This window comes from Gordonia zhaorongruii, assembly GCF_007559005.1.
In the GTDB taxonomy this organism is placed as follows: Bacteria; Actinomycetota; Actinomycetes; order Mycobacteriales; family Mycobacteriaceae; genus Gordonia; species Gordonia zhaorongruii.
Map to the genome: position 1 here is coordinate 169,033 of NZ_CP041763.1, position 22,849 is coordinate 191,881.

Sequence of the window (22,849 nt, forward strand, 5' to 3'; positions counted from 1 at the left end):
ATTCCTCATACGTAGAAGTCGAGTTCTTCCTGCTTCTTCAGCAGGTCGCGCATCCGGTACGGATCGTCGCCGAAGAAGTACAGGAGTCCCCAGTGAGTACCGAAGGCCGTTCGCTTGGTGACGGTCTCCTCGAGCGGCTGAGCGAGATCGTTGGTCTCGTAGTAGTCGTCGTCGGCCGTCTCGTCCGGAACCTCCATCGTGGACACGACACGACGGCGCGGGTACACGCCGAAACAGCCCGCCACGCCCTTCGCGTCGACGACCTCCTGCGGGAAGAACGCGTCGATCTCCTCGTCGGTGGTCTTCGGGTCGAACGACAGGACCAGAGCCTCGTACGCATTGAATCCGTAGGCGCGTTCGAGGAGCTCGAACACCTTGAACCCCGGCGGACGGTAGGCCACCTCGCCGAAGTACATCTCGCCGTCGTTGGTGACGAAGTACTCGGGGTGCACGAAACCGAAGTCGATGTCGAAGGTCTTGATCAGCTTCTCGATCTGGGCGGTGATCTGCGGTCGGTACTTCTCCAACTCCGGAGTGGCGGGCACGAACACCGAGTACCCGAGTGTCACGTACTCGGAGATGTTGAGGAACTTGATCTTGCCGTTGTGGACCCACGCCTCGACGGCGAACTCCCAGCCGTCGAGATGCGACTCCATCAGCACCGGGAACTCCTCATCCGGGATCGAGTCGACCTCGTCGGGGGTGCGGATCACCCGGTGGCCGAGGCAGCCGGCTTTGTCGAAGGCCTTGAGGTGGATCGGATCGTTGGGGTCGCCCTCGAGCTTGAGGAGCGTCTGGTTCACACGGCGCAGGAAGCGGATGACGTCCTCGCGGTCGTGCGCCTCTTCGAAGATGCCGACGCGGATGCCGCCGAGCTGGGCGCGACGCTTCATCAGCGCCTTATCGCGAAGCAGCATCGCCTGACCGAACAGGCGCGGCTTGTCCATCAGCACGGAGTTGATGGCGCCTGCCCACTCGACGGTCTCCTCGAAGAGCGGGATGGCGACGTCGACGCCCATTTTCTGGAGCGTCTCGGCGATCTCCATCGATCGGTCGTTGAGGCGCTCGAAATTCCATGGCACGTACGGGATGTCGTGCTCGGTGCAGTAATCCTCGGCCCAATCCGGTGCGACCACCACATACCGCCGGTCGAACCGGTCGAGGGCCTCGACGGCCCCGAGGCTCCAGCCGAGGAGTGCCACGAATCCCTTCTCGGGGTCCTTCGGGGTCTTCGCAGGTGACTTCTGTGCAGGCGATGCCATGCATGTCCTTTCGCTCAAAAGATCGTGCGCGGGGTCATGCTGTTACTCGGCCAGGCTACATAAGTTGCGCTGCCGGAGCGCCGATCGTGCGATCGAATGCGACCGGTCACGGCCGGGTGAAGCGCTCCGCGCGTCCGAGTCGTCGCAGACGCATCCACTCACGGAAGCCGGCGACGTCGCGGTGCTGAATCAGGAAGAACCAGCCGAACCGCGCGTACTCCTGCGGGAGCAGCATGCGCATGCCTGGCTGGCTCATCAGATACCCGCGGTTGCGGTAGGTGAAGAAGCGCTTCACCTCGTTGTCCGGATACTGGGTGTGCATCCGGCCGCCGAGGATGGGACGGAACTCGTCGCTGCCGTCCGGGTGCAGGTAGGCGGTGGTCAGGCAGGTGCCGAAGGCGATCCCGGAACGGACCAGACGACGATGCATCTCGACCTCGTCGCCGCGGAAGAAGAGCCGCAGATCGGGCACGCCGATCTTCTCCAAGGTCTCCGACGAGAAGAGGGCACCGTTCATCAGCGATGCGATGCCGGGCAGCAGGTCGTCGGACCCGTCGTCGTGGGCACCGGTCTCCGGATCGGTGAACAGCTCGGACCGTCGCCGACGCCAGACGAGACCGCGGCGGAGCGGGAACGCGAGTGCGTCGGGGTCGGCGATGTTCACCACCACCGGCGACACCTGGCCCAGATGGTGTGCGTCGGCGCAGGCGAGCAGTGCGGAGAGGACCTGCGGCCCCTCGGGACGGCCGTCGTCGTCCGCGCACCAGACCCAGTCCGCGCCGAGCGCGAGGGCATGCAGCATGCCGAGCGCGAATCCGCCTGCGCCACCGAGATTGTGGTGCGACGGAATGTAGGTGGTGGGGATCGGCTGACGCTCGACGAGTTCGCCGACCTCGGTTTCCGCCGCGTTGTCGACGACGATCAGATGGTCGACCGGGCGATCCTGTCCCGCCACCACAGCGAGCGACTCGGCGAGCAGTTCGCGCCGCCGATGGGTGACGACGACGGCGACGATCATGTGGGGATCGTCCGCGGTCACTTCGCAGTCCCCGAACCGTCGATCTCGGCGAGAACCTTGCGCACGTGCTTGGCCGCCTCGGGGCCCTCGTACGATCCGACGACCGACTCGATGTCGCCCTCCATGCGGATCTGGCCGTGGTCGATCCAGAGGGCGCGGTTGCAGAGTTGGGCGAGGAACTCGTTGGAGTGGCTGGCGAACACGAGGATGCCGGAGCGCTCGACGAGCGACTGCAGGCGCGAGCGCGCCTTCTTCATGAACTCGGCGTCCACCGCGCCGATGCCTTCGTCGAGGATGAGGATCTCGGGATCGATGCTCGTCACCACGCCGAGCGCGAGGCGCACGCGCATACCGGTCGAGTAGGTTCGCAGCGGCATGTTGAGGTAGTCGCCGAGCTCGGAGAATTCGGCGATCTCGTCGGTCTTGCGCAGCATCGCCTGTCGGCTCATGCCCAGGAACATGCCGCGGATCAGGATGTTCTCGTAGCCCGAGATCTCCGGGTCCATGCCGACGCCCAGATCGAAGACAGGGGCCACGCGGCCCGTCACCCGGCACGCTCCGCGGGTCGGCTCGTAGATTCCGGACAGCAGGCGCAGGAGGGTCGATTTGCCTGCGCCGTTGTGGCCGACGAGCCCGACGCGATCGCCGTGCTCCAGATGCAGGTTCACGTCGCGAAGAGCCTCGACGACGACCGTCTTGGAGTCGTTGGATCCGATCACGCCGCCGGCTGCGCCGATGACGGCCTTCTTCAGGGAGCGGGTCTTGGCGTCGAAGATCGGGAAATCGACGCACGCATCCCATGTGTCGACGCGGATCCCTTTATCTGCGGACGCAGTGTTGTCTGACACGAGGACTCCTAAACCCAGTACGCCACGCGGGCGCGGAAGTTGCGCATCACCAGCAGGGCAGCGGCCCAGCCGATCACGGTGAAGCCGATGACGAGCAGCCAGTGGTACAGCTCCACCTGCTGCCCGAGAAGTGGACCGCGGGCGATCTCCAGGTAATGGAACATCGGGTTCAGCTCGACGAGCTTCATCCGACTCGAGGTCTCGCCGCCACCGACCTCCCCGAGTGTCTGCGCCGACCAGATGATCGGCGTCATGAAGAAGACGAGCCGGACCGCGGTGGTGAGCAGCTGTCCGATGTCCCGGAAGCGGGTCGACAGGATGCCGAACACGATCGTGGCCCACACCGCATTGAGAGCGAACAACATCAACGCCGGGATCACGAGCAGTGCCGACCAATCGATCGGCTGCGGGAACACGGCGAAGAGGATCAGGTAGATCACCACGTTGTGCGCGAAGATGATGAGACTGCGCCACACCACGCGGAAGGCGTGCACGCTGATCGGCGCCGGTATCTGCTTGATGAGGCCCTCGTTCGCGGAGAACACCACCGACCCGTCGAGCACCGACGTCTCGATGAATCCCCAGAAGATGAAGCCGAGTGTCACGTAGGGGAGGAACGTCGCGATGTCCTGCTTGAACAGTTCGCCGTAGAGGATGCCCATGGCGACGGCGGTGACGCCGGTCGCGATGGTGATCCAGAGTGGACCGAGGATCGAACGCTTGTAGCGCTGCTTGATGTCGGTCCAGCCCAGGTGGAGCCAGAGTTCCGAGGTCCGGAAACCGTCGGTGAGATCCTGGATGCCCCGGCGGAACGTCTTGGAATCCGAGGTGGGCGGGGGCGGCGGAATACTCCGGCCGGCGACTCCGCCGTCATTGGCTACGGCTGACACAAGCCAGAAGCATACCGGCGAGTCACAAGTACTGACCCGTGCTGTGGCTGTCGGACATGTCACCGGTTCCCGGAGGGAGTGCCCCTTGCCGCATCTGTTCGAGTTGCCCGCGCGCCGCCATCTGCTGCGCGAACAGCGCTGTCTGGATGCCGTGGAACACGCCTTCGAGCCATCCGACCAGCTGTGCCTGAGCGATGCGCAGCTCGGCGTCGGTGGGAGTGTGCTCGTCGGAGAAGGGAAGCGCGAGTCGGTCGAGTTCGTCGCGCAGATCGGGAGCCAGACCGTCCTGCAGCTCGGCGATCGACGTCCGATGGATGTCGGCGAGTCGGCTGCGACTGGCGTCGTCGAGAGGTGCCGAGCGCACCTCCTCGAGGAGTTGCTTGATCATCGTGCCGATCCGCATCACCTTTGCGGGCTGCTCCACCATGCCCGCGACGGGGTCGGAGGCATCGGTCTCAGCGGTGCCGGGTGCGGATGCGGCGCCGGACGGTGCTTCGCCCGGACCGATCGCCGTCCCGGGTGTCATCGGATTGCCGGGAGCCTCGGTGCCGAACATCTCGGGGAACATGTCTCCATTGTGCCTGCACTGCGCGATCAGTCGTGCCCGTACGGGCGCCGAACCGGGTTCGAATCGGGCGATGAACTGTGCGGGCGTCGAGTCGACGACGTGGAGGGCGTGTTCCGGCGGAAACGATTGCGTGCCGCGTGAACGTGAGTTGCCGGGCCCCGAGTGTCTATCGTTGGGGCCATGTCGTTCGACGTCGCCTCCGTGCGGGGGCTCTTCCCCTCGTTGGGTGACGGCTGGATTCACCTGGACTCGCAGAACGGGATGCAGATCCCGGACGCGGTGGCGAGTGCGATCTCACGTGGCGTCCGGTCGCTGCCGGTGCCCGGTGGGCGGATCACCCCGCAGTCGGTGAAGGCGCAGGAGACGGAGACGCAGGCGCGCCGCGCGGTCGCCGACCTTCTCGATGCCGATCCGGAGTGCGTCGTGTTCGGTTCATCGCGGGCGTCGCTGGTGTCGACACTGGTCGATTCGCTGCCGGTGACCAGTTGGATCGGTGACGCGATCGTGCTGTCCCGGCTCGACGACGAGGAGAACATCGTCCCCTGGGTGCGTGGGGCCGCACGACACGGCTCCGCGGTCCGGTGGGCCGAAGTGGATGTCGAATCCGGGACCCTGCCGCCCTGGCAGTACGGGGAGCTCGTCACCGACGAGACGACGGTTGTGTCGGTGACGCTGGCGTCGTCGACCACGGGTGCGATCACCGACATCGGGCAGATCGCCGGGCACGCACGTGCGGCAGGCGCACTCCTGGTGGTGGATGCCAGCAGTGCCGTGCCCTTCGTGCCGCTGTCGATGCGAGAGCTCGAAGCCGACGTCGTCATCGTGAGTGCGGAGCGGTGGGGTGGTCCGCGCATGTCGGCGATGGTGTTCGCCGATCGGGCCAGACTGACGTCGATGACCAACATGTCGATGGATCCCAGCGCTCGCGGGCCTGCCCGGCTGGAGCCGTCGCCGATCCCCGGCGCGTGGCTCAGCGGCCTCGCGGCGTCGGTCGAAGTGCTGGCGGGGCTGGATCCGGGGGCTACGGGGAAGCGCAGGCGGCGGCTGTCGGCATCGATGGACAGTGCTTACGAATACCTGCAGCGGCTCACCTATTACCTGGTGAACTCACTCGACAGTCTCGGTCACGTCCACGTGGTCGGAACGCATGCGCACCGAGTCCCGCTCGTGAGCTTCCTCGTCGATGGGGTCTCGGCCGAGAACGTGTGCATGAGGTTGAACGACAACGGAATCAGTGCTGGATACGGCGTTCTGAGCCGGGCTCTCGACGCCATCGGGGCGGCGGACGAGGGTGGCGCGGTGACCGTTGGTCTCGGCGTCTACTCGACACCGTACGAAGTGGACCAACTGGCACGCGTCCTCGGCTCGCTCGGCTGAGTATCGCAGGTCATACGGCCTACTGGCGCGGCTGCCGATTTCTGTGACCCAGGGTGTCGGCCGTACTGTGTTGCACGTTGGAGGTTGTTGACGCAACGGCTTGGGGAGGCGCAGGGTTGTCGCAACAGAAAAACTGGAATGAAGTATCCGAACGTGCATTAGACGATCGCGAGCGTGAGCTCTGGCGGCAGTTCGTCACCGGGGGATGGGCGTTGTACCGGGCGCTTTTCAAGCAGATCGACTCGTCGTCGTCCCTGCCGAGCGCTGATTGGCGCGTTCTGGAGGTGCTGGCGGCTGTCGAGAGGGCCCGCATCAGCGATCTTGCGGCCGGCACGCAGATTCCGTTGAGCACGGTCTCGCGGCAGGTGACCCGCTTCATCGACAAGGGGTTCCTCGAGCGGGTCGACATCGAATGCGAGGACGGGCGCCAGAAATGGGTGCGGATCACCGCGCTGGGCTACGAGACGGTGCAGCCGATCCTCGACGAGCGCGACCGGGCCGTTCGCCGGTTGGTGATCGAGTCACTCGCGGACCACGAGTTCGACGCGTTCTGCCGTACTTTCGGGAAGATCGGTGAGCGCATCGTCACCGAAGGTCTCTGACCGCCGAAGCTGAGCAGTCAGTCGACGGTGAGCAGAACCTTGCCGATCGAGTCGCCGGAGTTCAGCCGTTGATGGGCCGCATCCGCCTCCGCGAGGGGGAAGGTCGAGTCGACGATCGGCCGCACGGCACCGTTCGCGATGAGCGGCCAGGTGCGAGCGACCGTCTCGGTGACGATCATCGATTTGGACCCCGGGCCGCTCACCGGCCGAGACCGCAACGTGGTGCCGACTACGGCGGCACGTTTGGTCATGAGCGCGCCGATGTTGAGTTCGGACTTCACTCCGCCCTGCATCCCGATGATGACGAGCCGCCCACCGGTCGCCAGAGCCTGGACGTTCGACGCCAGGTACTTGGCGCCGATGATGTCGAGAATGACGTCGGCGCCGCCCTGTTCGCCGATGATCTCGGCGAAGTCCTGTGACGTGTAATCGATGGTGATGTCGGCGCCGAGTTCTGCGCAGCGGTCGAGTTTGGCCTGGTTGCGTGCGGTGACCGCGACGCGTGCACCCACGGCATGAGCGACCTGGATCGCGTGTGTGCCGATTCCGCTGCTTCCGCCGTGGACGAGGAGCAGTTCGCCGGGGGAGAGGTTGCCGGTGAGGACGACGTTCGACATGACGGTGCACGCCACTTCGGGAAGTGCTGCGGCAGATACGAGATCCACACCTTTCGGAATGCGCATCACCTGCGGCGCCGGGACCGCGACCTTCTCGGCGTAGCCGCCGCCTGCGAGGAGCGCGCACACCTGGTCGCCGATCGACCAGCCGGAGACGCCGTCACCGATCTGCGAGACGGTGCCGGAGACCTCGAGGCCGAGCACCTCGGATGCGCCGGGCGGCGGTGGGTAATTCCCCGACCGTTGCAGGATGTCGGCCCGGTTCACACCTGCGGCGACGACGTCGATGACCACCTCGCCGGCCGCGGGGGTGGGCTCGGGTTGGTCGGAGATCTCGAGGGGCTCGGATCCGAGAATCGCGCGCATGTCTCCAGTGTTCCACCGATCGCGGGTCGTGGCATCCGGCGCAGCTGACGCCTGTGGATGGTTTCCGGTACCGCAGGTCGGCGATCCGTGGCGGTGGCGCAGTCCGGCGGCGCCGGGCGTCGGACGGGCCGCCGCACCTGTGCGCTAGCCTGGTGCGCTAGGGAAGCGTGGCAGAGCGGCCGAATGCACTCGCCTTGAAAGCGAGCGAGGGTAAAACCTCCGGGGGTTCAAATCCCTCCGCTTCCGCCCTCAGATGGGCCGCAGCACCGTTCACATGGCGGTGCTGCGGCTCGTTTCGGTTTCGACTCGCGTCCTTGGCTATCGCCTCGGTCGCGGCTCAACCATCGAGAAGGTCGCGCGCCAACCGTCGGCAGCGGCTCGCTCAACCATCGAGAAGGTCGAATCGTCGGGGGCGGCTGGCTGAACCGTCGGGAGCCCTGTCTCCCTCGGCTCCGGCCCACTCGATGATTGAGCCGGGCGGAGCGAAGCGACGACCGAGTCGAAATCAGCTTCTCAACGCGCGCACCGATCGTCGGCCATCTGGCGGGCGAACGATCTCCCTCCGACCCGCCGGCCTCGTCGCTCGTAGCAGCACGACGAGTGCTCGCCGTCCTTTCGCGCGCAGTGACCGGAACACTTCCGGCTTCGTCCGGCCGGATGAACACTGGGCTGCGTTATGACCACGCACATCACTCCAGAACCGGCACAGGCCCTTCGTCAGCGCCCGAATGCCGGCAACGCAACCTCGAACGCCTATGGGCCGCAGAAGGATCTCGGACCATCCGCTGCCGAGCGGCGTCGTGTCCGCCGCAACCGGACCCTCACCGCTGTCCGAATCGCAGCACCACTCGCTGTACTCGGCTTATGGCAACTCGGCAGTGCACTGGGCGTCCTCCCGCAGGACAAACTGCCCGCGCCGTCGGTCATCATCGATGCGGGCTGGGAGAAATTCCAGGATGGCGACCTCACCGCCGCGATCGCCGCCTCGGGCCAACGTGTCCTGATCGGACTGGCGATCGGCATCCTCGTGGGTGTCGGTCTCGGGCTGATCGTCGGGCTGAGCCGGATCGCGGACGCGGTGATCGATCCGAATATGCAAGCGGTGCGTGCGCTTCCGCTGTTCGGTCTCATCCCGCTGTTCATTCTGTGGTTCGGGATCGACGAGACCCCGAAGGTGCTGCTGGTGGCTCTGGGGGCGGTGTTCCCGCTGTATCTGAACACCTCGTCGGCTATTCGGCAGGTCGATCAGAAGCTGGTCGAGAACGCCCGAGTCCTCGGGTTCTCCCGCTGGCAGAGGATTCGCGACCTGGTGATCCCCAGTGCCGCGCCGCAGATCCTGGTCGGCCTGCGCCAGTCCTTGGCGATCGCCTGGCTGAGCTTGATCGTCGCCGAGCAGATCGCGGCCACCTCCGGGCTCGGATACCTGATCAACAACGCCCGCGACTTCCTCCGCACCGACGTCGTCTTCTTCGGGCTCATCGTCTACGCGGCGCTCGGCCTGATCACCGACGTCATCGTCCGCGCACTCGAGCGCTACACCACCCGCTACCAGGTACGACGCTGAGTCTCCTGCAGACCGTAAGGAACCTCCATGACAATCACGCTGGCCCCCATCGCCGAGAAGCACACCGATCCCGATACCGCGCGCTCGTACGCCGCAGAAGCCGACGATGTCACTCTCACCTACGGCGAGAACGTCGTGCTTTCGGGAACCACCCTGCGGGTGGCAGAGGGGGAGATCGTCGCCCTCATCGGGCGCAGCGGTTCCGGTAAGTCGACGCTTCTGCGGCTGCTCGCCGGGCTCGCGTCGCCGTCGGCCGGAACGGTCCGCACGTCCGGCGCGCCAGCCGTCGCCTTCCAGGAGCCGCGGCTGTTCCCCTGGCGGACGGTACGACAGAACGTCGCGCACGGACTGATCCGGACGAAGGTGCGTCGGGCCGAGGCGGCCGAGCGCGCCGAAACGACCCTCGCCGAGGTCGGTCTCGCGGACAAGTCGTCGGTGTGGCCCGGACAGCTCTCCGGCGGGCAGGCGCAGCGTGTGTCGCTGGCGCGCGCACTGGTCGGCGATCCCGAGCTGCTGCTGCTCGATGAGCCGTTCGGCGCCTTGGATGCGTTGACCCGCGCGACCATGCATCGGCTGCTGCTGTCGCTGTGGCGGCGTCACGGATTCGGTGTGCTCGTGGTGACTCACGATGTCGACGAGGCGCTCGTCCTCGCTGATCGGGTCGCCGTCCTCGCGGACGGCCGGATCGTGCACCAGGTTCAGGTGCCCCGACCCCGAGGCGGCGTCGGCAGCGGACCGAGCGAGCCGAGTGCAGAGCAGCATGCATGCTTGCGCGACGAGCTTCTGGAAGCGCTCGACGAAGCCTGAACCTTGCCCGGGTCTACCCAGAACCCTCACTGCCCGGAATTCTCACTCCCCGGAATTCTCACTCCCCGGAATTCTCACTCCTATGTATCCGAAAGACATCTCCCATGACGCATGCCACCACTCGACGCCGGTTCCCCACTGCACTGGCAGCACTCACCGCAGCGGCCGCAGTGCTGCTGTCCGCCTCTGCATGCGTGAGCCGCGAGGACGGAAGCGGTGCGGCTGCCAACGAGATCGTGAATCCCTCCGATCTCGCGGGGCTGACCCTGCAGGTCGGCGATCAGAAGGGCGGCACCGAGTCGTTGTTGCGCGCGGCCGGCCAGCTCGAGGACACCCCGTACAAGGTCAAGTTCTCGACCTTCACATCCGGCCCGCCCCAGATCGAGGCAGCTACTGCCGGGAAGATCGACTTCGCGGTCACCGGGAACACTCCACCGATCTTCGGCGCCGCGTCGAACGCGAAGATCAAGATCGTCTCCGCGTACAACAACAGTGCGACAGGCGATGCGATCCTGACCAAGAAGGGCAGCCCCATCAAGTCGGTCAGTGACCTGCGCGGCATGAAGGTGGCTGTCGGCAAGGGGAGTTCTGCGCACGCCCACCTGCTTCTGCAGCTGAAGAAGGCCGGATTGCGACTCGGCGAGGACGTCACCCCGGTGTTCCTGCAGCCCGCTGACGCTCAATCGGCGTTCACCAGCGCCAATGTCGACGCGTGGGCGATCTGGGATCCGTACACCGCGATCACTCAGATGTCGCCGGACGTCAGAACCATCACAACTGGTCAGGGCGTCCTGAACGGATACGGATTCGGTGTGGCTGCGACCTCGGCGCTGGATGACGGCAAGCGGAACACGGCTATCAAGGACCTTGTGATCCGGATCGCCAAAGCGAGCGACTGGTCGAAGCGGAACCCCGAGCTGTGGTCGGCGGCCTATGCGAAGGCTGTCGGGATCGCCCCGCAGGCCGCGAAGAGTGCCCAGGATCGTTCGCTGAGGACCGCCATCACGCTCGACGACCGTGTTGTCGAGTCCGAGCAGACCGTCGCCGACGCGTTCATCGAGGCCGGTCAGATCGAAGGAAATCCGCAGTTCGCGGACTACGTGGACCAGCGCTACAACGACGTGGTGCAGCCGTTCGTCGGCAAGCCCTGACAGAAAGCGTCACCAGGCCCGTACGTAGCAAGGCCGCAGTAAGACCGGCCGGCGAGCGAGACTCGGCGGCGCCGGATCCGCCATGAATCGAGGAAGTGTTCTGTGAGTGAATTGAAGTTCCACTGGTATCTGCCGACCAACGGCGGCGACAGCCGCGACGTGATCGGCGGCGGGCCAGGCGTCGCCGTCGAGAATCCGGGGCGGCCGGCGTCGGTCGAGTATCTGAGCCAGATCACCCGCAGTGCCGAGCAACTCGGCTTCGAGGCGGCGTTGACGCCGACCGGTTCGTGGTGCAACGACGCGTGGATCACCACCGCGATGATCAGCAGCGTGTCGCGGAAGCTGAAGTTCCTGGTCGCTTTCCGTCCGGGCGCCGCCACCCCGTTCCTGTCCGCGCAGATGGCGGCCTCGTTCCAGAACTTGTCGCACGGCAGACTGCTGCTGAACGTGGTCACCGGTGGGGAGACCGCCGAGCAGCAGATGTTCGGCGACTACCTCGACAAGGAACAGCGGTATCGGCGCACCGGTGAATTCCTCGGAATCGTGCGACGGCTGTGGGCGGGGGAGAGCGTCACATTCGACGGCGAGCATCTGTCCGTCACCGATGCGAAGCTCGGTGAGCTGCCAGATCCGGTGCCCGACATCTACTTCGGTGGGTCGTCGCCGGCCGCGATCGACGTCGCAGCACAGCACGCCGATGTGTATCTGACATGGGGTGAGCCTCCCGAGGCGGCCGCAGAGAAGATCGTCCGTGTAGAGAAGGCGGCCGCCGAGCACGGCCGTCAACTGCGGTTCGGCATTCGGCTGCACACCATCGCCCGAGCCACCTCCGAGGCGGCGTGGCGAGAGGCGGACCGCCTCATCGAGGCCATCCCCGAGGGCGCCGTAGAGGGTGCGCAAGCCGCGATGAAGAGCTCCGAATCGGAAGGCCAGCGGCGCATGCGTGAACTGCATGGCGGGCGGGTGGACCAATTGGAGGTGTATCCGAACCTATGGGCAGGTGTCGGCCTGGTCCGCGGCGGTGCGGGAACCGCGATGGTCGGCTCCTATGCGGAGATCGCCGACCTCATCGAGAAGTACCGGGAGATCGGCATCAGCGAGTTCGTGCTGTCCGGGTACCCACACCTCGAGGAGGCGTATTGGTTCGGTGAAGGGGTGCTCCCCGAGTTGCAACGACGTGAGCTCTGGACGGCGCAGGCCTGACCGGTCTCATACGAGTTCGAAGTGATCGGCGACGTGCACGTGGAGTGAGATGCGTTCACCGTCAACAGCGACCGCGTTCAGCCGCCAGCCGTAAGCACTGGAGAACACGCACGAATGGACCGTGCTGGTGCGGCCATCGAGGAGGATGCGGTCACCGCGGGCGAGCTGGTCCGGGGTCTTGTGCGTCATGTCGCCACCCCCTCCAAGGTCCGGTCTACTACTCGTGCCGCCCCTTGTCGACAGTCGCCCGGCCGGCGTGGGTGGTGCGCCGTCGTTGAGTCGCTCGACTGAACAGTCGGCCCTCGTGCGCTGACCTGGATGGGCGGTCGGGGCGTCCGGTAGATGGGACGGAACGGACCTTGCCGACAACGTCTGATCTGCGCTTTCGTCGGCGGTACTGTCGTCCTCGTCCTGTGGTGCCCAGTCGATGAGAGGGCCAGTCGAAATGCATGAATTCAAGCCGCCGTCGGATGCCGAGACGTGCGGTTGGGGCCAAGCGGCACTGGTGCCGAAAGTCATCCCACGTCGCCGAATCCTCGCCGGAATCAGTGGTCTCGCTGCGGCGGCCGTCGTCACGGCGTGCGCGCCGAAACGACAGCCGGGAGCCGGTTCGGGCGCCAGCGCGAGCACCCCGCTGTCCGGCTCATCTGCGAATTCGGCGGCTCTGGGCAAGCTCACCGCCGGAATCGACGAAACGCAAGTGTGGCAGGAGGAGTTCTACAAGGACCTGCACCGGCACCCGGATGTGTGGCCCGATGAGGCGCGGACCGCAGCGAAGATCGTCCGCAAGCTCAAGGAGATCGGCGTCGACGATGTGCTCGAGATCGGCGGAGGGGTCGTCTGCATCATTCGCAACGGTGACGGACGAAAGGTCCTCTATCGAGCGGATATGGATGCGCTGCCCGGCACGGAGCAGACCGGGCTGGAATACACGTCCCAGGAACCAGGGAAGATGCATGCCTGCGGTCACGATGCGCACGTCGCATGGGGGCTCGGCGCAGCGGCGTTGCTGGTGAAGAACAAGGGTGAGTGGTCGGGTACGTACCTGGGCCTTTTCCAGCCGGGCGAGGAGACGGGCAAGGGAGCGCAGGCAATGGTCGACGACGGCCTCGTCGCAAAGATCGGCGCCGACCGGCCTGACGTCTGCTTGGCGCAACATGTGCTGTCCGTGCCGGACTCGGGCCATGTCGCGACGCGGGCCGGGGCGGTGCTGTCCGCCGGTGACGTGGTCAAGGTGACGGTTTTCGGTAAGGGGGCGCACGGGTCGATGCCGAATAAGGGCGTAGACCCTGCTGTGTTGGCTTCGTCGATCGTCCTGCGCTTGCAGGGCATCGTGTCGAGGGAGATCGCGCCGGGCGATTTCGGGGTCGTGACGGTGGGGCAGATCGATGTGGGTACGGCGCCCAACGTCATCAGCGACCGGGCGGAACTGATGCTCAACATCCGCGCATACGATCTCGCCGTCCGGGACACGATCCTGAAGGCGGTGCACAGGATCGTTCGGGGCGAATGCGAGACGTCCGGTTCGCCGAAGGAACCGCTGTTCGAAACGCAGTCGTCGTTTCCGCTGACCGTTAACGACGACGGGACGACGAAAGCGGTGACGGGCGCTTTTCGGCAGGCATTCGGCGACGAGCGAGTGCACGAGCTGGCGCCGATACCGGCTTCGGAGGATTTCAGCGTGATCCCGGAGGCCTTCGGTGTGCCGTACACCTTCTGGGGAGCCGGTGGGTTTCTGCCGGGCACTCCCACCGTGGCCAATCACAGTCCGAAGTTCGCGCCGGCGCTGGAGCCGACGATCCGCACCGGAACGGAGGCGGCAGTCGCTGCCGCGTCGGCGTACCTCACATAGCTGGACCGGGGGTTCGTGACGACTGCACCCGCGGGGATCACGGAATCGCGACCCGGATTCTGATTCTGTAAGGATCGTCGCACCTGCGCCGGTCCGCGCGTGGCTATCGGCCGTCTGTCGGCGGCGTGCGCGGGCACACCCAGGCACGGATGAAGGTCCGCAGTTCGTCGTCGGTCCGCGGTGGATGATTCGGGTACTGCTGAAAGCTCAGCCACGTTCGCATGACCATCTCGGCCAGCCCGTCGAGTGCCGACTCGTCGTAGCCTTCGGCAGGCCAGTCCACCGGCAGACGGCGCAGCATCTCGGCACCGAGCGCCACCGCGCTGGACGAGGTGGCCTCCCGGGTGAAGAACTCGGTCTCGCCGAGCCGAAGCATCAGGCCGAGGGCAGGCTCGTCGGGCAATGCGTGAAGGCAGTAGATGATGGTCTCGGTGATCGCGTCATCGGCTGTGCGCACCCATCCCAACGCATTGCCCATCCGATCGAGGAAGTCGTCGGCGCCGGCTGCGGCCACCGCCGACAGCATCTCGTTGACCGATGAGAAATAGCGATATACGGTCTGCCGGGTTACGCCGGCTTCGGCCGCTACGTCAGCCAGTCGGGTCTTCTGCAATCCGAATCGCTCGACGCACCGTGAGGCGGCCTGCAGAATGCGTGCCTGGGCCTCATCGGCATCTTGTGGCAGGTTCCCCTGCCAGCCACGGGTCCTCACGGCCTCATGCTCTCACATGGCGGCGTAGTCGGATTCCGGCGTTCGGACGTCGTTCGGGCGCCTCCGACTCTGACGCCACGCAAGCGTCAGGAATCCGGCCGCGACTGCGAAACAGCCGATCGTATAGACGAGGTTGCCGGTGGGGGTGCCGCCGGACGGCGATGCGTCGGACGCGGTCACGCCGTCCACAGCATCGAAATATGCTGGGAGAGAAACGATCCAGAGAATCGCGTGCACTGCGAGGAACAACCACGGGAAGAACCGCAGGAACCTGGACGCCTCGATGGCCGGTTGCGTCGAGAGGTGCGGCTCGGAGCGTAATCGGACCCATTGCCGCGCGACCAACCACAGTCCGACGGCCCACACCGCGAAGACCTGAACGGCGAAGACGACCGTCTGCGCCGTGGTGTTGGCATCTTCTCCGCGGCCGAAGATCGCCGTGGTGATCGACATCAGCGGCATAGAGATGACGGCGACCATTCCGGCGACCACGATCCGCCACGTCAACGACCAGCCGCGGATCGACCTTCCGGCAGCGGTCGGATTCTTGACCAGAAGCACGCAGCAGAAGGTGAGTACGGCGAAGGACACCGTCGCGAACAGCCATACGCTGCTCCACGGGACCGAGTCGAGGAGCGGCACGGCTGAGGGGTTGCCCAGCACTCCGGGCGGAGCGTCGTAGAAGGGCTCGTCGACGTTCCACTCCCACCACTTCAGCTGGGGGCCGAGCTGGTCGAAGATCTCGTAGAAGGTCTGATACACCAGAGCCACCACGAGTGAACCGCGCAGTGCGGACCATCTGCCGCCGTCGAAGAAGCCCAGCGATCGGACCACCTCGTAGGCCACCTGACTCATCGCCGGATAGAAGCAGACGATGTACAGCGGTAGCCGGTCGTACATGAACTCGACAGTGAAGACATTGTGGGCGAACATGTAGCCCATCGCGTCCTGCATGCCGAACCATTCCGGGAAGTACAGCGGCGGTTCGATGATGAACAGGTAGACCAGCGACCCGACCCACAGCGCCAGGTTGGTGGGGTCGCCGTCCTTGCGGAGGCGGCGAATGGCGTGGACCAGGGCGAGCACGGCGCCCAGGATGATGGTGAACTCCAGGACGGGCAGCGTCCAGTTCTCGAGTTCGAACGGATTCCGCAGGGTCAGAAACGGGTTCGCGTCCTCGCAGACGAAGCCGAGGTAGCGCGTGACGACGTATGCGGGGTCTCCGGCGTCGCAGATGGCCATCCGGGTGGTCCTCTCGGGTCAGGCCTGCACGGCGAGGTTCGGGTCGTCGGCGCCCGACGTGGTCGCCTGTGTGCCGGCCTGCTTGCCGATCACCTGGGCTCTGCCGCCCGGCCGCGGGCTGCCGTCGCTCCAGATCTCGGACGGCGGATCCATCTGCGCGTCGAACCCCATCGGCAGGGTGGTCCGGTGCAGCAGTCGTTTCACGCCGTACCAGAGGAAACCGAGCAGGACCCGCGGGCTCTTCACCATCTCGGTGACCGACTCCTCGAGATTGAACACCGCTGTGAAGTGCTCTTCGACAGCCTTGTCCTCACGCGTGGTCGCGGAGATGTGATTGAAGATCGGCCACGCCCCGCGGTAGGCCAACTGCTGACGCCACCGTGGGGGCAGTTCGGTGCCCTTCGCGTTCTCGTAGCCTTGATCGCGCGCCAGTGCCAGCGTCCAGATGTCGTCGAGGAGGCCGCGCTGGTCGGCGAAGAACTCCGCTGTGAAGTGCCGGTCGATCGCTGTTGCCTGCATCAGTTTCCGCTCCAACAGCAGCGCCGATTTACCTGCGGAGCTCATGCCCTGTGCATAGAACGGATTGAACGCGCAGATTGCGTCTCCGGTCACGATCAGTCCCGCAGGTGGATTGTCGAGCCGGTCGTACCGTCGCCGCCGGTTGCCGGTGGATTTGGTGACGAACACCTTGGAGATCGGTTCGCACAGATCGACGGCGCGGCCGAATGCAGGCGCCCGCACCTTGTGGACCGAGTCGAGGAAGTCGTCCTCCTCCCGAGGCATCGGATGCCCCCAGGACCCCATGGTCACCAGTACGCGGTCGTGCTCGATGGGGAAGATCTGGCACAGGAAGTCGTGCTCGATGGGATGCGGCGCGGTGTTCGCCGTCGGCATCACCGACATCTGCGCCCACCACCAGTGCTCAGGCAGGTCGGTGGGCTTTTGATACCAGCGTGACGAGTAGGTGACGCCGGCGTCGAGGGACTGCACCGGAACCTCCGGCCAGCCGGCTTTCGCGAGCCAATCGGCCACGGCCGAACCGCGCCCGAGAGCATCGATCACCAGGTCGGCCTCGATGAGTCGGTGACCACCGTCTTCACCGCCGGCTACCCAGACGCCGGTCACCCGGCCGTCGTCGCGGGGTTCGCCTGCGAACTCGAGTCCGAGGACGCTCACGCCTTCCTCGACTCCGATGTTGCGAACGCCGGCCATTCTGGCGCGCAGCGTCCGCTCGATCAGCAGGCGTGATGAGTAGACCATCGACATGGTGCTCTCGCCGCGAGGAATCCAGCCTGCGCCTTCGCAGTGGGCTGCGGCCTGGGACGGCATCATGTGCAGAGCGCCTGCATCGATCAGCGCGTCCTCGAATCCGGGGAAGATGTGGTCCAGAGCCCGTCGACCGGAGTTCAGCAGAAAGTGCGGATGCTTGCTCTGCGGCACGCCACGACGATGCTCCGCATCCTCGGGCAGGTCGTCGCGTTCTACGACGAGCACTTCATCGAAGTAGTCGGCGGCGACCCCGGCGGCGCACATTCCGGCGATGCTGCCGCCCAGGACTACTGCACGGTTTCCCAGTTTCATGTTCGTCCTTATTACGTCATACGATTTATGTATGGTGTCAAACCGTAAGAGGTAGGGCAGGTCACGTCAAGGGGTGACGCGGAATCGGCCTACGGAATCGGAGTGGCGGATGAGTGCGGCGCGCTAAGCAGTACCTACCGCGGGAGTCGCTTCGCGCATTCGCCGGCCGCATGTAGACGGGCCGGGGGCCTGATAGACATGGCGGTATGACCGCACTGAACGTCGCCGTGGGACCCACCGAAGACAGCCACATCGTCGATGCGGTGAAACAGGCAGGCGGCGAGGTGACCGACCTGGCCGACGCCCGTGTGCTCGTGTGGATCGGCGGCCCCGACGGTTTTCCCGACCTGCCCGATGGTGTCGAATGGGTCGCGCTGAGCACCGCCGGGATCGAGCGATTCGTCGAGGCCGGAACCCTCGACGGCCGCAGAACGTGGACCAATGCGTCCGGGTTCTACGCGGAAGGCGTGGCAGAGCACGCGCTCGGACTTCTACTGGCCGGCACGCGGCAGATCGTGAAGGCGGCCCGCACTCGGTGGGCCAAGGACGAGATCGACACATCGGTGCTCACCCTGCGAGGCGCGACAGTCTCGATCGTCGGGGCAGGCGGTATCGGCCGCGAACTGGCTCCGCGGCTGAAGGCGTGCGGTGCGACGGTCATCGCCGTCAACAGGTCGGGTCGGCCGTTGGAGGAAGCGGACCGGACCGTCTCGTGGGATCGGACTGACGAGGTTCTAGCCGAGAGCGACCATGTGGTTCTCGCGGCGCCGGACACCCCGGAGACCCATCACCTGATGAACAACCGCACCTTGGCGCTGCTCAAGCCGCACTCGTGGGTCGTCAACATCGCCCGCGGGCCGCTGATCGATGAGGAAGCCCTCCATCGCGCCCTCGTCGATGGGGTGATCGGTGGTGCCGCGCTGGACGTCACCGATCCCGAGCCGCCGCCGGAGGATCACCCGCTCTACGACCTTCCGAACGTGGTCATCACGCCGCACGTCGCGAACCCGGCGAGCGGGCTGACGCGGGAGATGGCACCGTTCCTCACCGATAATCTGCGGCGATTCGCAGCAGGTGAGGAGCTGATGGCGCTCGTCGATCCGGACCGGGACTACTGAGCGCATCCCGTTCGGCGCGTAACTTTCCCCGCTCAGCGCCGTCAGCGCTGTCAGGGCGTTACCGGAGCTGAGCGGGGAATTCTGGACGGGACCGTCGTGGTACGGCGCCGCTGATCACTCGTCCGTGTGGTCGTCCGTCTGCTCTTGCTCGCGCCGACGGTCGGCGTGCAGGGACTTCACGCGCCGCTGCTCGCGGAGCACCTGGACGTGGGTTGCGCGTTCGGCCTCCAGCCACTCGGGCATCTCGGCGAGAAGTGCTTCGATCTGCTCGGTCGTCAGCGGGTCGGTGATCTCGCCCCGGAGCAGACCCGAATTCGAGATGCCGAGTTTGCCTGCGACCAGGTTCTTCGGGTGCGGCCCGTTGGCGCGCAGATCGCGCAGCCACTCCGGCGGCTCGTTCTGCAGCGCGGTCAGTTCCGCACGGCTGATGGAGCCCTCGCGGAACTCGGCGGGTGTCGCCGGCAGGTAGACGTCCAGCTTCTTGGCGGCGGTGGCCGGTTTCATCGACTGCGAGCTCATGCATCCAGGGTATAGGGGAGTACCGCGTATCGGACGGTAGCCTCAGGGCGTGACCTCGCCCGACGACGCCGAACAGCTCGGATCGGTGTTCCGTCTCGCCTATGTGCCGGGAGCTACTCCGGCCAAATGGGCGCGCATCTGGAGTAGGCGCCGACCGAAGGTACGGCTCGAACTGGTCGCGACGCCGGTCGCCGAGACTGCGGCCGTCATCGGTGATGGTGCTGTCGACATGGCGATCACCCGGTTGCCCGATGCGTTCGCGCACGCGGATCCGGGAGCTCACCACACGATCACCTTGTACGAGGAGACGACGGTGGTCGTCGTCCCGAAGGATCACCTGCTCACCGCGGGCGACGAGCTCACGCTCGCTGACCTGACCGACGAGATGTTCCTGTGGCCGCTCGACGAGCCGCTCGCTGGGGCGCAGCGGCTCGGGGCGCCGGTCGACCACCGTCCGCAGACCACGGGGGAGGCCATCGAACTGGTCGCAGCGGGCATCGGGTTGCTGCTCGTCCCGCAGTCGCTCGCCCGGCTGCACCATCGCCGCGATCTCGATTACCGTCCCGTCATCGACGCGCCGACCAGCACGGTGGGTCTGCTCTGGCCCGAGCCGACGTCCGAACTCGCCGATGAGTTCATCGGCATCGTGCGCGGCCGCAAACCCAACTCGTCACGCGGACATGCGGAGCCTGCGCCGAAACGGACGGCTAAGGAGAAGGCGGCCGCGAAACGCGCGTCGAGGGAAGCAGCCGGGAAGATCCCGGGCAAGGGCAAGCGGCCCCAACGGCCCCGCCGGTCGCGCTGATCGGGAATCTCACCACCGGGATCGTGCTGGGGCGTCACCGCACCGCGCACACGTGGAACTCCGGGAACCGGTGCTTCTCGTCGGGCCTGCTGATCGTGCGCCAGTCCTCGATGAACCCGGCATCGCGGAGGGCGTCGCCGATCGCATTCGGGTGCCAGCGCCAGGCGCGGGCGACTGCATGATCGAACTCGTGCACGCCCGGCTCGTCGGCCGACTGTCCGGCGAGTAATACCACTGCGCCTGTCGGTAACCGGGAAGCCCAGCCCGCCAGCACTTCTCGCACGTCGTCGGGTTTCACGTGAATCAGGCTGTAACGGGCGATGATTCCCGAGGCCGCGGACAGGTCGACGGTGCGCAAGTGCGCGTCGTCATCGTGGAAAACGAGATCGGGGTGCATGCGCTGCGCGATCGACCGCATGCCCTTGCTGGGTTCCACACCGATCACGGAGAGTCCGGCGCTGCTCAGGTGTGCCGTTACGTGTCCGATGCCGGATCCGACGTCGACCACCGTCGTGCCGACCGGGAGGACGCCGTGGACGAACGCGTCGACAGCAGCGCGCTCGAGTGGAGACTCGAACGGCCCGGTGAACAGCTCCGCGTACATCGGGGCGAGGGCGTCGTAGCCCGGCTGAACACTCAACTGAAAGCTCCTGCACCTGCGTCCTTGCGTGCGATCCGGATCAATTCCGCGGCCGGACCGCGTAGTTCGCGTGGAGGTCGCCACACGGCACGCAGCTTCCGACTCAGGTCCAGACCTTCCACGTCGACCACACGCACTGCACCGGATGCCGCGTCGTCGCGGATCGCGAGGGTACTGAGGACGGCTGGACCGACGCCGGCGGCCACGGATGTGCGAATGGCGGCGCTGCTGCCCAATTCCAGGATCGGATCGGCTCGCGAGTAGCTCGCGAGCGCATCGTCGAGGGTGATGCGCGTTCCCGATCCCGGTTCGCGCACGAGCAGGGGAGTGCCGGCGAGTTCGGCGGCGTGCACCGGCTTTCGGCGGCGTGCCCAAGGGTGTGCGGGCGGCACCACCGGCACCAGTCGGTCCCGTGCGACGACACTGCTGCACAGCGCGGACGGTATGGCCGGGAACTCGACGAACCCGATGTCGCAGGCATCGTTCTGCACCGCGACGCAGACCGTCGACGAGTTCTGCACGCGCAGGTGGACAGTGACCTCCGGGAATCGCGAGCGGAATGTTCCCAGCCACCGGGGCAGCAGGTGCTCCGCGACGGTCATCGATGCGCCGATCGTCAGTTCCGCGGTGTGGTCGGTTGCCATACCGGCCGCGACGTCGAGCATCTCGGAGGCACTGCCGGTGATCCGGCGCGCCCAGTGCACCAGGACGGTGCCCTGCGGCGTGAGCGTGGAACCTGCCGTCGTCCGCCTGATCAGCGAGACGCCGAGCTGCCGCTCCAGTCGCGCAATCGACCGGCTCGCGTTCGGCTGCGCGGTGCCGGCGGCGCGGGCGGCGGCACTCAGACTGCCCTGATCGTCGACTCCGACGAGTAACTCGAGGGCGCCGAGATCGAGTGAACGCACATCCATGCATCGACCCTAGCCCGCGGAGCTCCTGCTCCACGCGTCACAACGCATATCAACATGATATGTCGCCATATACCGAAGCTGGGTTCCGCGAGTGACGGAACCCGTCGAGGGTGGAGGCATGACCCTTCAGCGTGAACGCCGTGCTCCGGCCGCCGTGCGGTCCGTCCTGCCTGGCGTCGGGTTCGTCGCAGCGGGCACCCTCATCGCCGTCTGCGTCAACGCACTGCTGCCCGCCGTCAGCTCGCTTCTCGTGGCGATCCTGCTCGGAGCGGTGTGCGCCAATACGATGACGCTGCCCGACGCGGTCCGACCGGGGCTGCGATTCGCGTCCACCACGGTGCTGCGGATCGGGGTGGCGCTGCTCGGTCTGCAATTGGTCCTCGGCGACATCCTCGGACTCGGGCCCGCGATGATCGCCGTGGTGGTGGCGGTGGTTGCGGGCGGGATCCTCGGCACTCTCGGCATCGGATCCCTACTCGGCATTCCGCCGGCTCAACGCCTGCTGATCGCATGCGGCAGCTCGATCTGCGGGGCGGCGGCGGTCGCAGCGGTGGACGGCGTCATCGACGCCGAGGACGAGGACGTCGCAACCGCTGTCGGCTGCGTCGTGGTATTCGGAACGCTGATGCTCCTGGCGGTGCCGCCGCTCGCGCACCTGATCGGTCTGTCCGACGAGCAGGCGGGGATGTGGGCGGGCGGATCCATCCATGAGGTCGCCCAAGTGGTGGCCGCGGGCGGGATGATCGGCGGCGGTGCGCTGGCCGTCGCGGTAGTGGTGAAGCTGGCGCGCGTCATTCTGCTCGCGCCTGTCCTCGCGGTGATCAGCATCCGCAGGCGGAACTCCGTGGGTGTCGGCGACAGCGACGGCGACGGCGGCAGGCGGCCACCGCTCGTACCGTTGTTCGTGATCGGATTCCTCGGCTGCGTCGCATTGCGCTCGGCGGACCTGGTCCCCGACGTAGGGCTGGCGGTGGGCCGCGAGGTGCAGGTGATCGCATTGACTGCGGCGATGTTCGCATTGGGGACCGGAGTGAAGCTGGACCTCGCCCGCAAGGTGGGCGCGCGGCCGTTCGCCCTGGCCGCATCGGCCACTGTCCTCGTCGCGTCGATCGCCTTGGGTGGGGTGCTGGTCGTCGCATGAACGGGCCGACCACCCCGCGCGAATCTTGGCCGCCGCCCCAGGGTGCGTACTTGCC

At 66.2% G+C, this 22,849-nt stretch carries 23 protein-coding genes and 1 tRNA gene; 11 read left to right on the plus strand and 13 right to left on the minus strand.

Annotated features, from left to right (window positions below):
* Positions 1-5: 5 nt before the first annotated feature.
* From FO044_RS00745 to FO044_RS00765, 5 genes are all read right to left on the minus strand, one after another.
* Positions 6-1,262: an ATP-grasp domain-containing protein gene (locus tag FO044_RS00745; RefSeq protein ID WP_132992789.1), complete on the minus strand. Its 1,257-nt coding sequence runs from the start codon at positions 1,260-1,262 to the stop codon at positions 6-8.
* Between the two features lie 106 nt (positions 1,263-1,368).
* Positions 1,369-2,280 carry a galactofuranosyltransferase GlfT1 gene (gene glfT1 / locus FO044_RS00750; protein WP_132993407.1) on the minus strand — a complete coding sequence of 304 codons (912 nt, stop codon included), beginning with the start codon at positions 2,278-2,280 and terminating at the stop codon, positions 1,369-1,371.
* 17 nt (positions 2,281-2,297) lie between these two features.
* Positions 2,298-3,128, minus strand: a complete 831-nt coding sequence (wzt, locus tag FO044_RS00755; protein WP_132992790.1) for a galactan export ABC transporter ATP-binding subunit Wzt/RfbE — start codon at positions 3,126-3,128, stop codon at positions 2,298-2,300.
* 8 nt (positions 3,129-3,136) lie between these two features.
* Positions 3,137-4,018, minus strand: coding sequence for a galactan export ABC transporter permease subunit Wzm/RfbD (gene wzm, locus FO044_RS00760; RefSeq protein WP_132992791.1), 882 nt, complete (start codon positions 4,016-4,018; stop codon positions 3,137-3,139).
* Between the two features lie 22 nt (positions 4,019-4,040).
* Positions 4,041-4,586, minus strand: coding sequence for a bacterial proteasome activator family protein (locus tag FO044_RS00765; protein WP_132992792.1), 546 nt, complete (start codon positions 4,584-4,586; stop codon positions 4,041-4,043).
* A 180-nt stretch (positions 4,587-4,766) separates the two neighbouring features.
* On the opposite strand from FO044_RS00765, the gene FO044_RS00770 reads away from it, so the two are divergent.
* Positions 4,767-5,963, plus strand: a complete 1,197-nt coding sequence (locus tag FO044_RS00770; protein ID WP_132992793.1) for an aminotransferase class V-fold PLP-dependent enzyme — start codon at positions 4,767-4,769, stop codon at positions 5,961-5,963.
* A gap of 53 nt (positions 5,964-6,016) precedes the next feature.
* Complete coding sequence (locus FO044_RS00775) at positions 6,017-6,565, plus strand: MarR family winged helix-turn-helix transcriptional regulator (protein ID WP_132992794.1); 549 nt, start codon at positions 6,017-6,019, stop codon at positions 6,563-6,565.
* Between the two features lie 17 nt (positions 6,566-6,582).
* Here the strand turns inward: FO044_RS00775 and FO044_RS00780 are convergent, their stop codons facing one another.
* Complete coding sequence (locus FO044_RS00780) at positions 6,583-7,548, minus strand: NAD(P)H-quinone oxidoreductase (protein WP_132992795.1); 966 nt, start codon at positions 7,546-7,548, stop codon at positions 6,583-6,585.
* Positions 7,549-7,709: 161 nt separating this feature from the next.
* Here FO044_RS00780 and FO044_RS00785 point away from each other — a divergent pair.
* From FO044_RS00785 to FO044_RS00805, 5 genes are all read left to right on the plus strand, one after another.
* Positions 7,710-7,794, plus strand: a tRNA-Ser gene (locus FO044_RS00785).
* A 430-nt stretch (positions 7,795-8,224) separates the two neighbouring features.
* Complete coding sequence (locus FO044_RS00790) at positions 8,225-9,112, plus strand: ABC transporter permease (RefSeq protein WP_132992796.1); 888 nt, start codon at positions 8,225-8,227, stop codon at positions 9,110-9,112.
* Positions 9,113-9,139: 27 nt separating this feature from the next.
* Positions 9,140-9,919, plus strand: coding sequence for an ABC transporter ATP-binding protein (locus FO044_RS00795; protein WP_132992797.1), 780 nt, complete (start codon positions 9,140-9,142; stop codon positions 9,917-9,919).
* Between the two features lie 104 nt (positions 9,920-10,023).
* A complete protein-coding gene (locus tag FO044_RS00800; RefSeq protein WP_132992798.1) occupies positions 10,024-11,070 on the plus strand; it encodes an ABC transporter substrate-binding protein in 1,047 nt (348 codons plus the stop codon).
* A gap of 102 nt (positions 11,071-11,172) precedes the next feature.
* Complete coding sequence (locus FO044_RS00805; RefSeq protein WP_186290567.1) at positions 11,173-12,273, plus strand: LLM class flavin-dependent oxidoreductase; 1,101 nt, start codon at positions 11,173-11,175, stop codon at positions 12,271-12,273.
* A 6-nt stretch (positions 12,274-12,279) separates the two neighbouring features.
* On the opposite strand, the gene FO044_RS00810 is transcribed toward FO044_RS00805, so the two are convergent.
* Positions 12,280-12,462 carry a hypothetical protein gene (locus FO044_RS00810; protein WP_132992799.1) on the minus strand — a complete coding sequence of 61 codons (183 nt, stop codon included), beginning with the start codon at positions 12,460-12,462 and terminating at the stop codon, positions 12,280-12,282.
* A 256-nt stretch (positions 12,463-12,718) separates the two neighbouring features.
* Here FO044_RS00810 and FO044_RS00815 point away from each other — a divergent pair, with 256 nt between their 5' ends.
* The gene (locus FO044_RS00815; protein WP_132992800.1) at positions 12,719-14,125 is read left to right on the plus strand and encodes an amidohydrolase; all 1,407 of its coding nucleotides are present in this window, start codon (positions 12,719-12,721) and stop codon (positions 14,123-14,125) included.
* 103 nt (positions 14,126-14,228) lie between these two features.
* Here FO044_RS00815 and FO044_RS00820 read toward each other — a convergent pair whose 3' ends face one another.
* The 3 genes from FO044_RS00820 to FO044_RS00830 are packed head-to-tail and all read right to left on the minus strand — an operon-like array spanning position 14,229 to position 17,660.
* Positions 14,229-14,837 carry a TetR/AcrR family transcriptional regulator gene (locus tag FO044_RS00820; RefSeq protein WP_132992801.1) on the minus strand — a complete coding sequence of 203 codons (609 nt, stop codon included), beginning with the start codon at positions 14,835-14,837 and terminating at the stop codon, positions 14,229-14,231.
* A gap of 12 nt (positions 14,838-14,849) precedes the next feature.
* Complete coding sequence (locus FO044_RS00825; RefSeq protein WP_132992802.1) at positions 14,850-16,079, minus strand: hypothetical protein; 1,230 nt, start codon at positions 16,077-16,079, stop codon at positions 14,850-14,852.
* 18 nt (positions 16,080-16,097) lie between these two features.
* Entirely contained in the window at positions 16,098-17,660 is a 1,563-nt protein-coding gene (locus tag FO044_RS00830; protein ID WP_132992803.1) for an NAD(P)/FAD-dependent oxidoreductase, read from the minus strand.
* Between the two features lie 206 nt (positions 17,661-17,866).
* On the opposite strand from FO044_RS00830, the gene FO044_RS00835 reads away from it, so the two are divergent.
* The gene (locus FO044_RS00835; protein ID WP_132992804.1) at positions 17,867-18,778 is read left to right on the plus strand and encodes a D-isomer specific 2-hydroxyacid dehydrogenase family protein; all 912 of its coding nucleotides are present in this window, start codon (positions 17,867-17,869) and stop codon (positions 18,776-18,778) included.
* A gap of 114 nt (positions 18,779-18,892) precedes the next feature.
* Here the strand turns inward: FO044_RS00835 and FO044_RS00840 are convergent, their stop codons facing one another.
* Positions 18,893-19,282 (minus strand): DUF5997 family protein, encoded by a 390-nt coding sequence (locus FO044_RS00840; RefSeq protein ID WP_132993409.1) that lies wholly within the window; start codon positions 19,280-19,282, stop codon positions 18,893-18,895.
* A gap of 64 nt (positions 19,283-19,346) precedes the next feature.
* Here FO044_RS00840 and FO044_RS00845 point away from each other — a divergent pair, with 64 nt between their 5' ends.
* Positions 19,347-20,102, plus strand: coding sequence for a LysR substrate-binding domain-containing protein (locus FO044_RS00845; RefSeq protein ID WP_132992805.1), 756 nt, complete (start codon positions 19,347-19,349; stop codon positions 20,100-20,102).
* 34 nt (positions 20,103-20,136) lie between these two features.
* Here the strand turns inward: FO044_RS00845 and FO044_RS00850 are convergent, their stop codons facing one another.
* Together FO044_RS00850 and FO044_RS00855 are read right to left on the minus strand one after the other, a co-directional pair.
* Positions 20,137-20,742: a class I SAM-dependent methyltransferase gene (locus FO044_RS00850; protein ID WP_235831386.1), complete on the minus strand. Its 606-nt coding sequence runs from the start codon at positions 20,740-20,742 to the stop codon at positions 20,137-20,139.
* Positions 20,739-21,653, minus strand: coding sequence for a LysR family transcriptional regulator (locus FO044_RS00855; RefSeq protein WP_132992806.1), 915 nt, complete (start codon positions 21,651-21,653; stop codon positions 20,739-20,741). The genes FO044_RS00850 and FO044_RS00855 overlap by 4 nt, the downstream gene beginning before the upstream one ends.
* Positions 21,654-21,771: 118 nt before the next feature.
* Between FO044_RS00855 and FO044_RS00860 the strand changes: the two genes are divergently transcribed.
* Positions 21,772-22,794: a YeiH family protein gene (locus FO044_RS00860; protein ID WP_132992807.1), complete on the plus strand. Its 1,023-nt coding sequence runs from the start codon at positions 21,772-21,774 to the stop codon at positions 22,792-22,794.
* Positions 22,795-22,849: the final 55 nt, after the last annotated feature.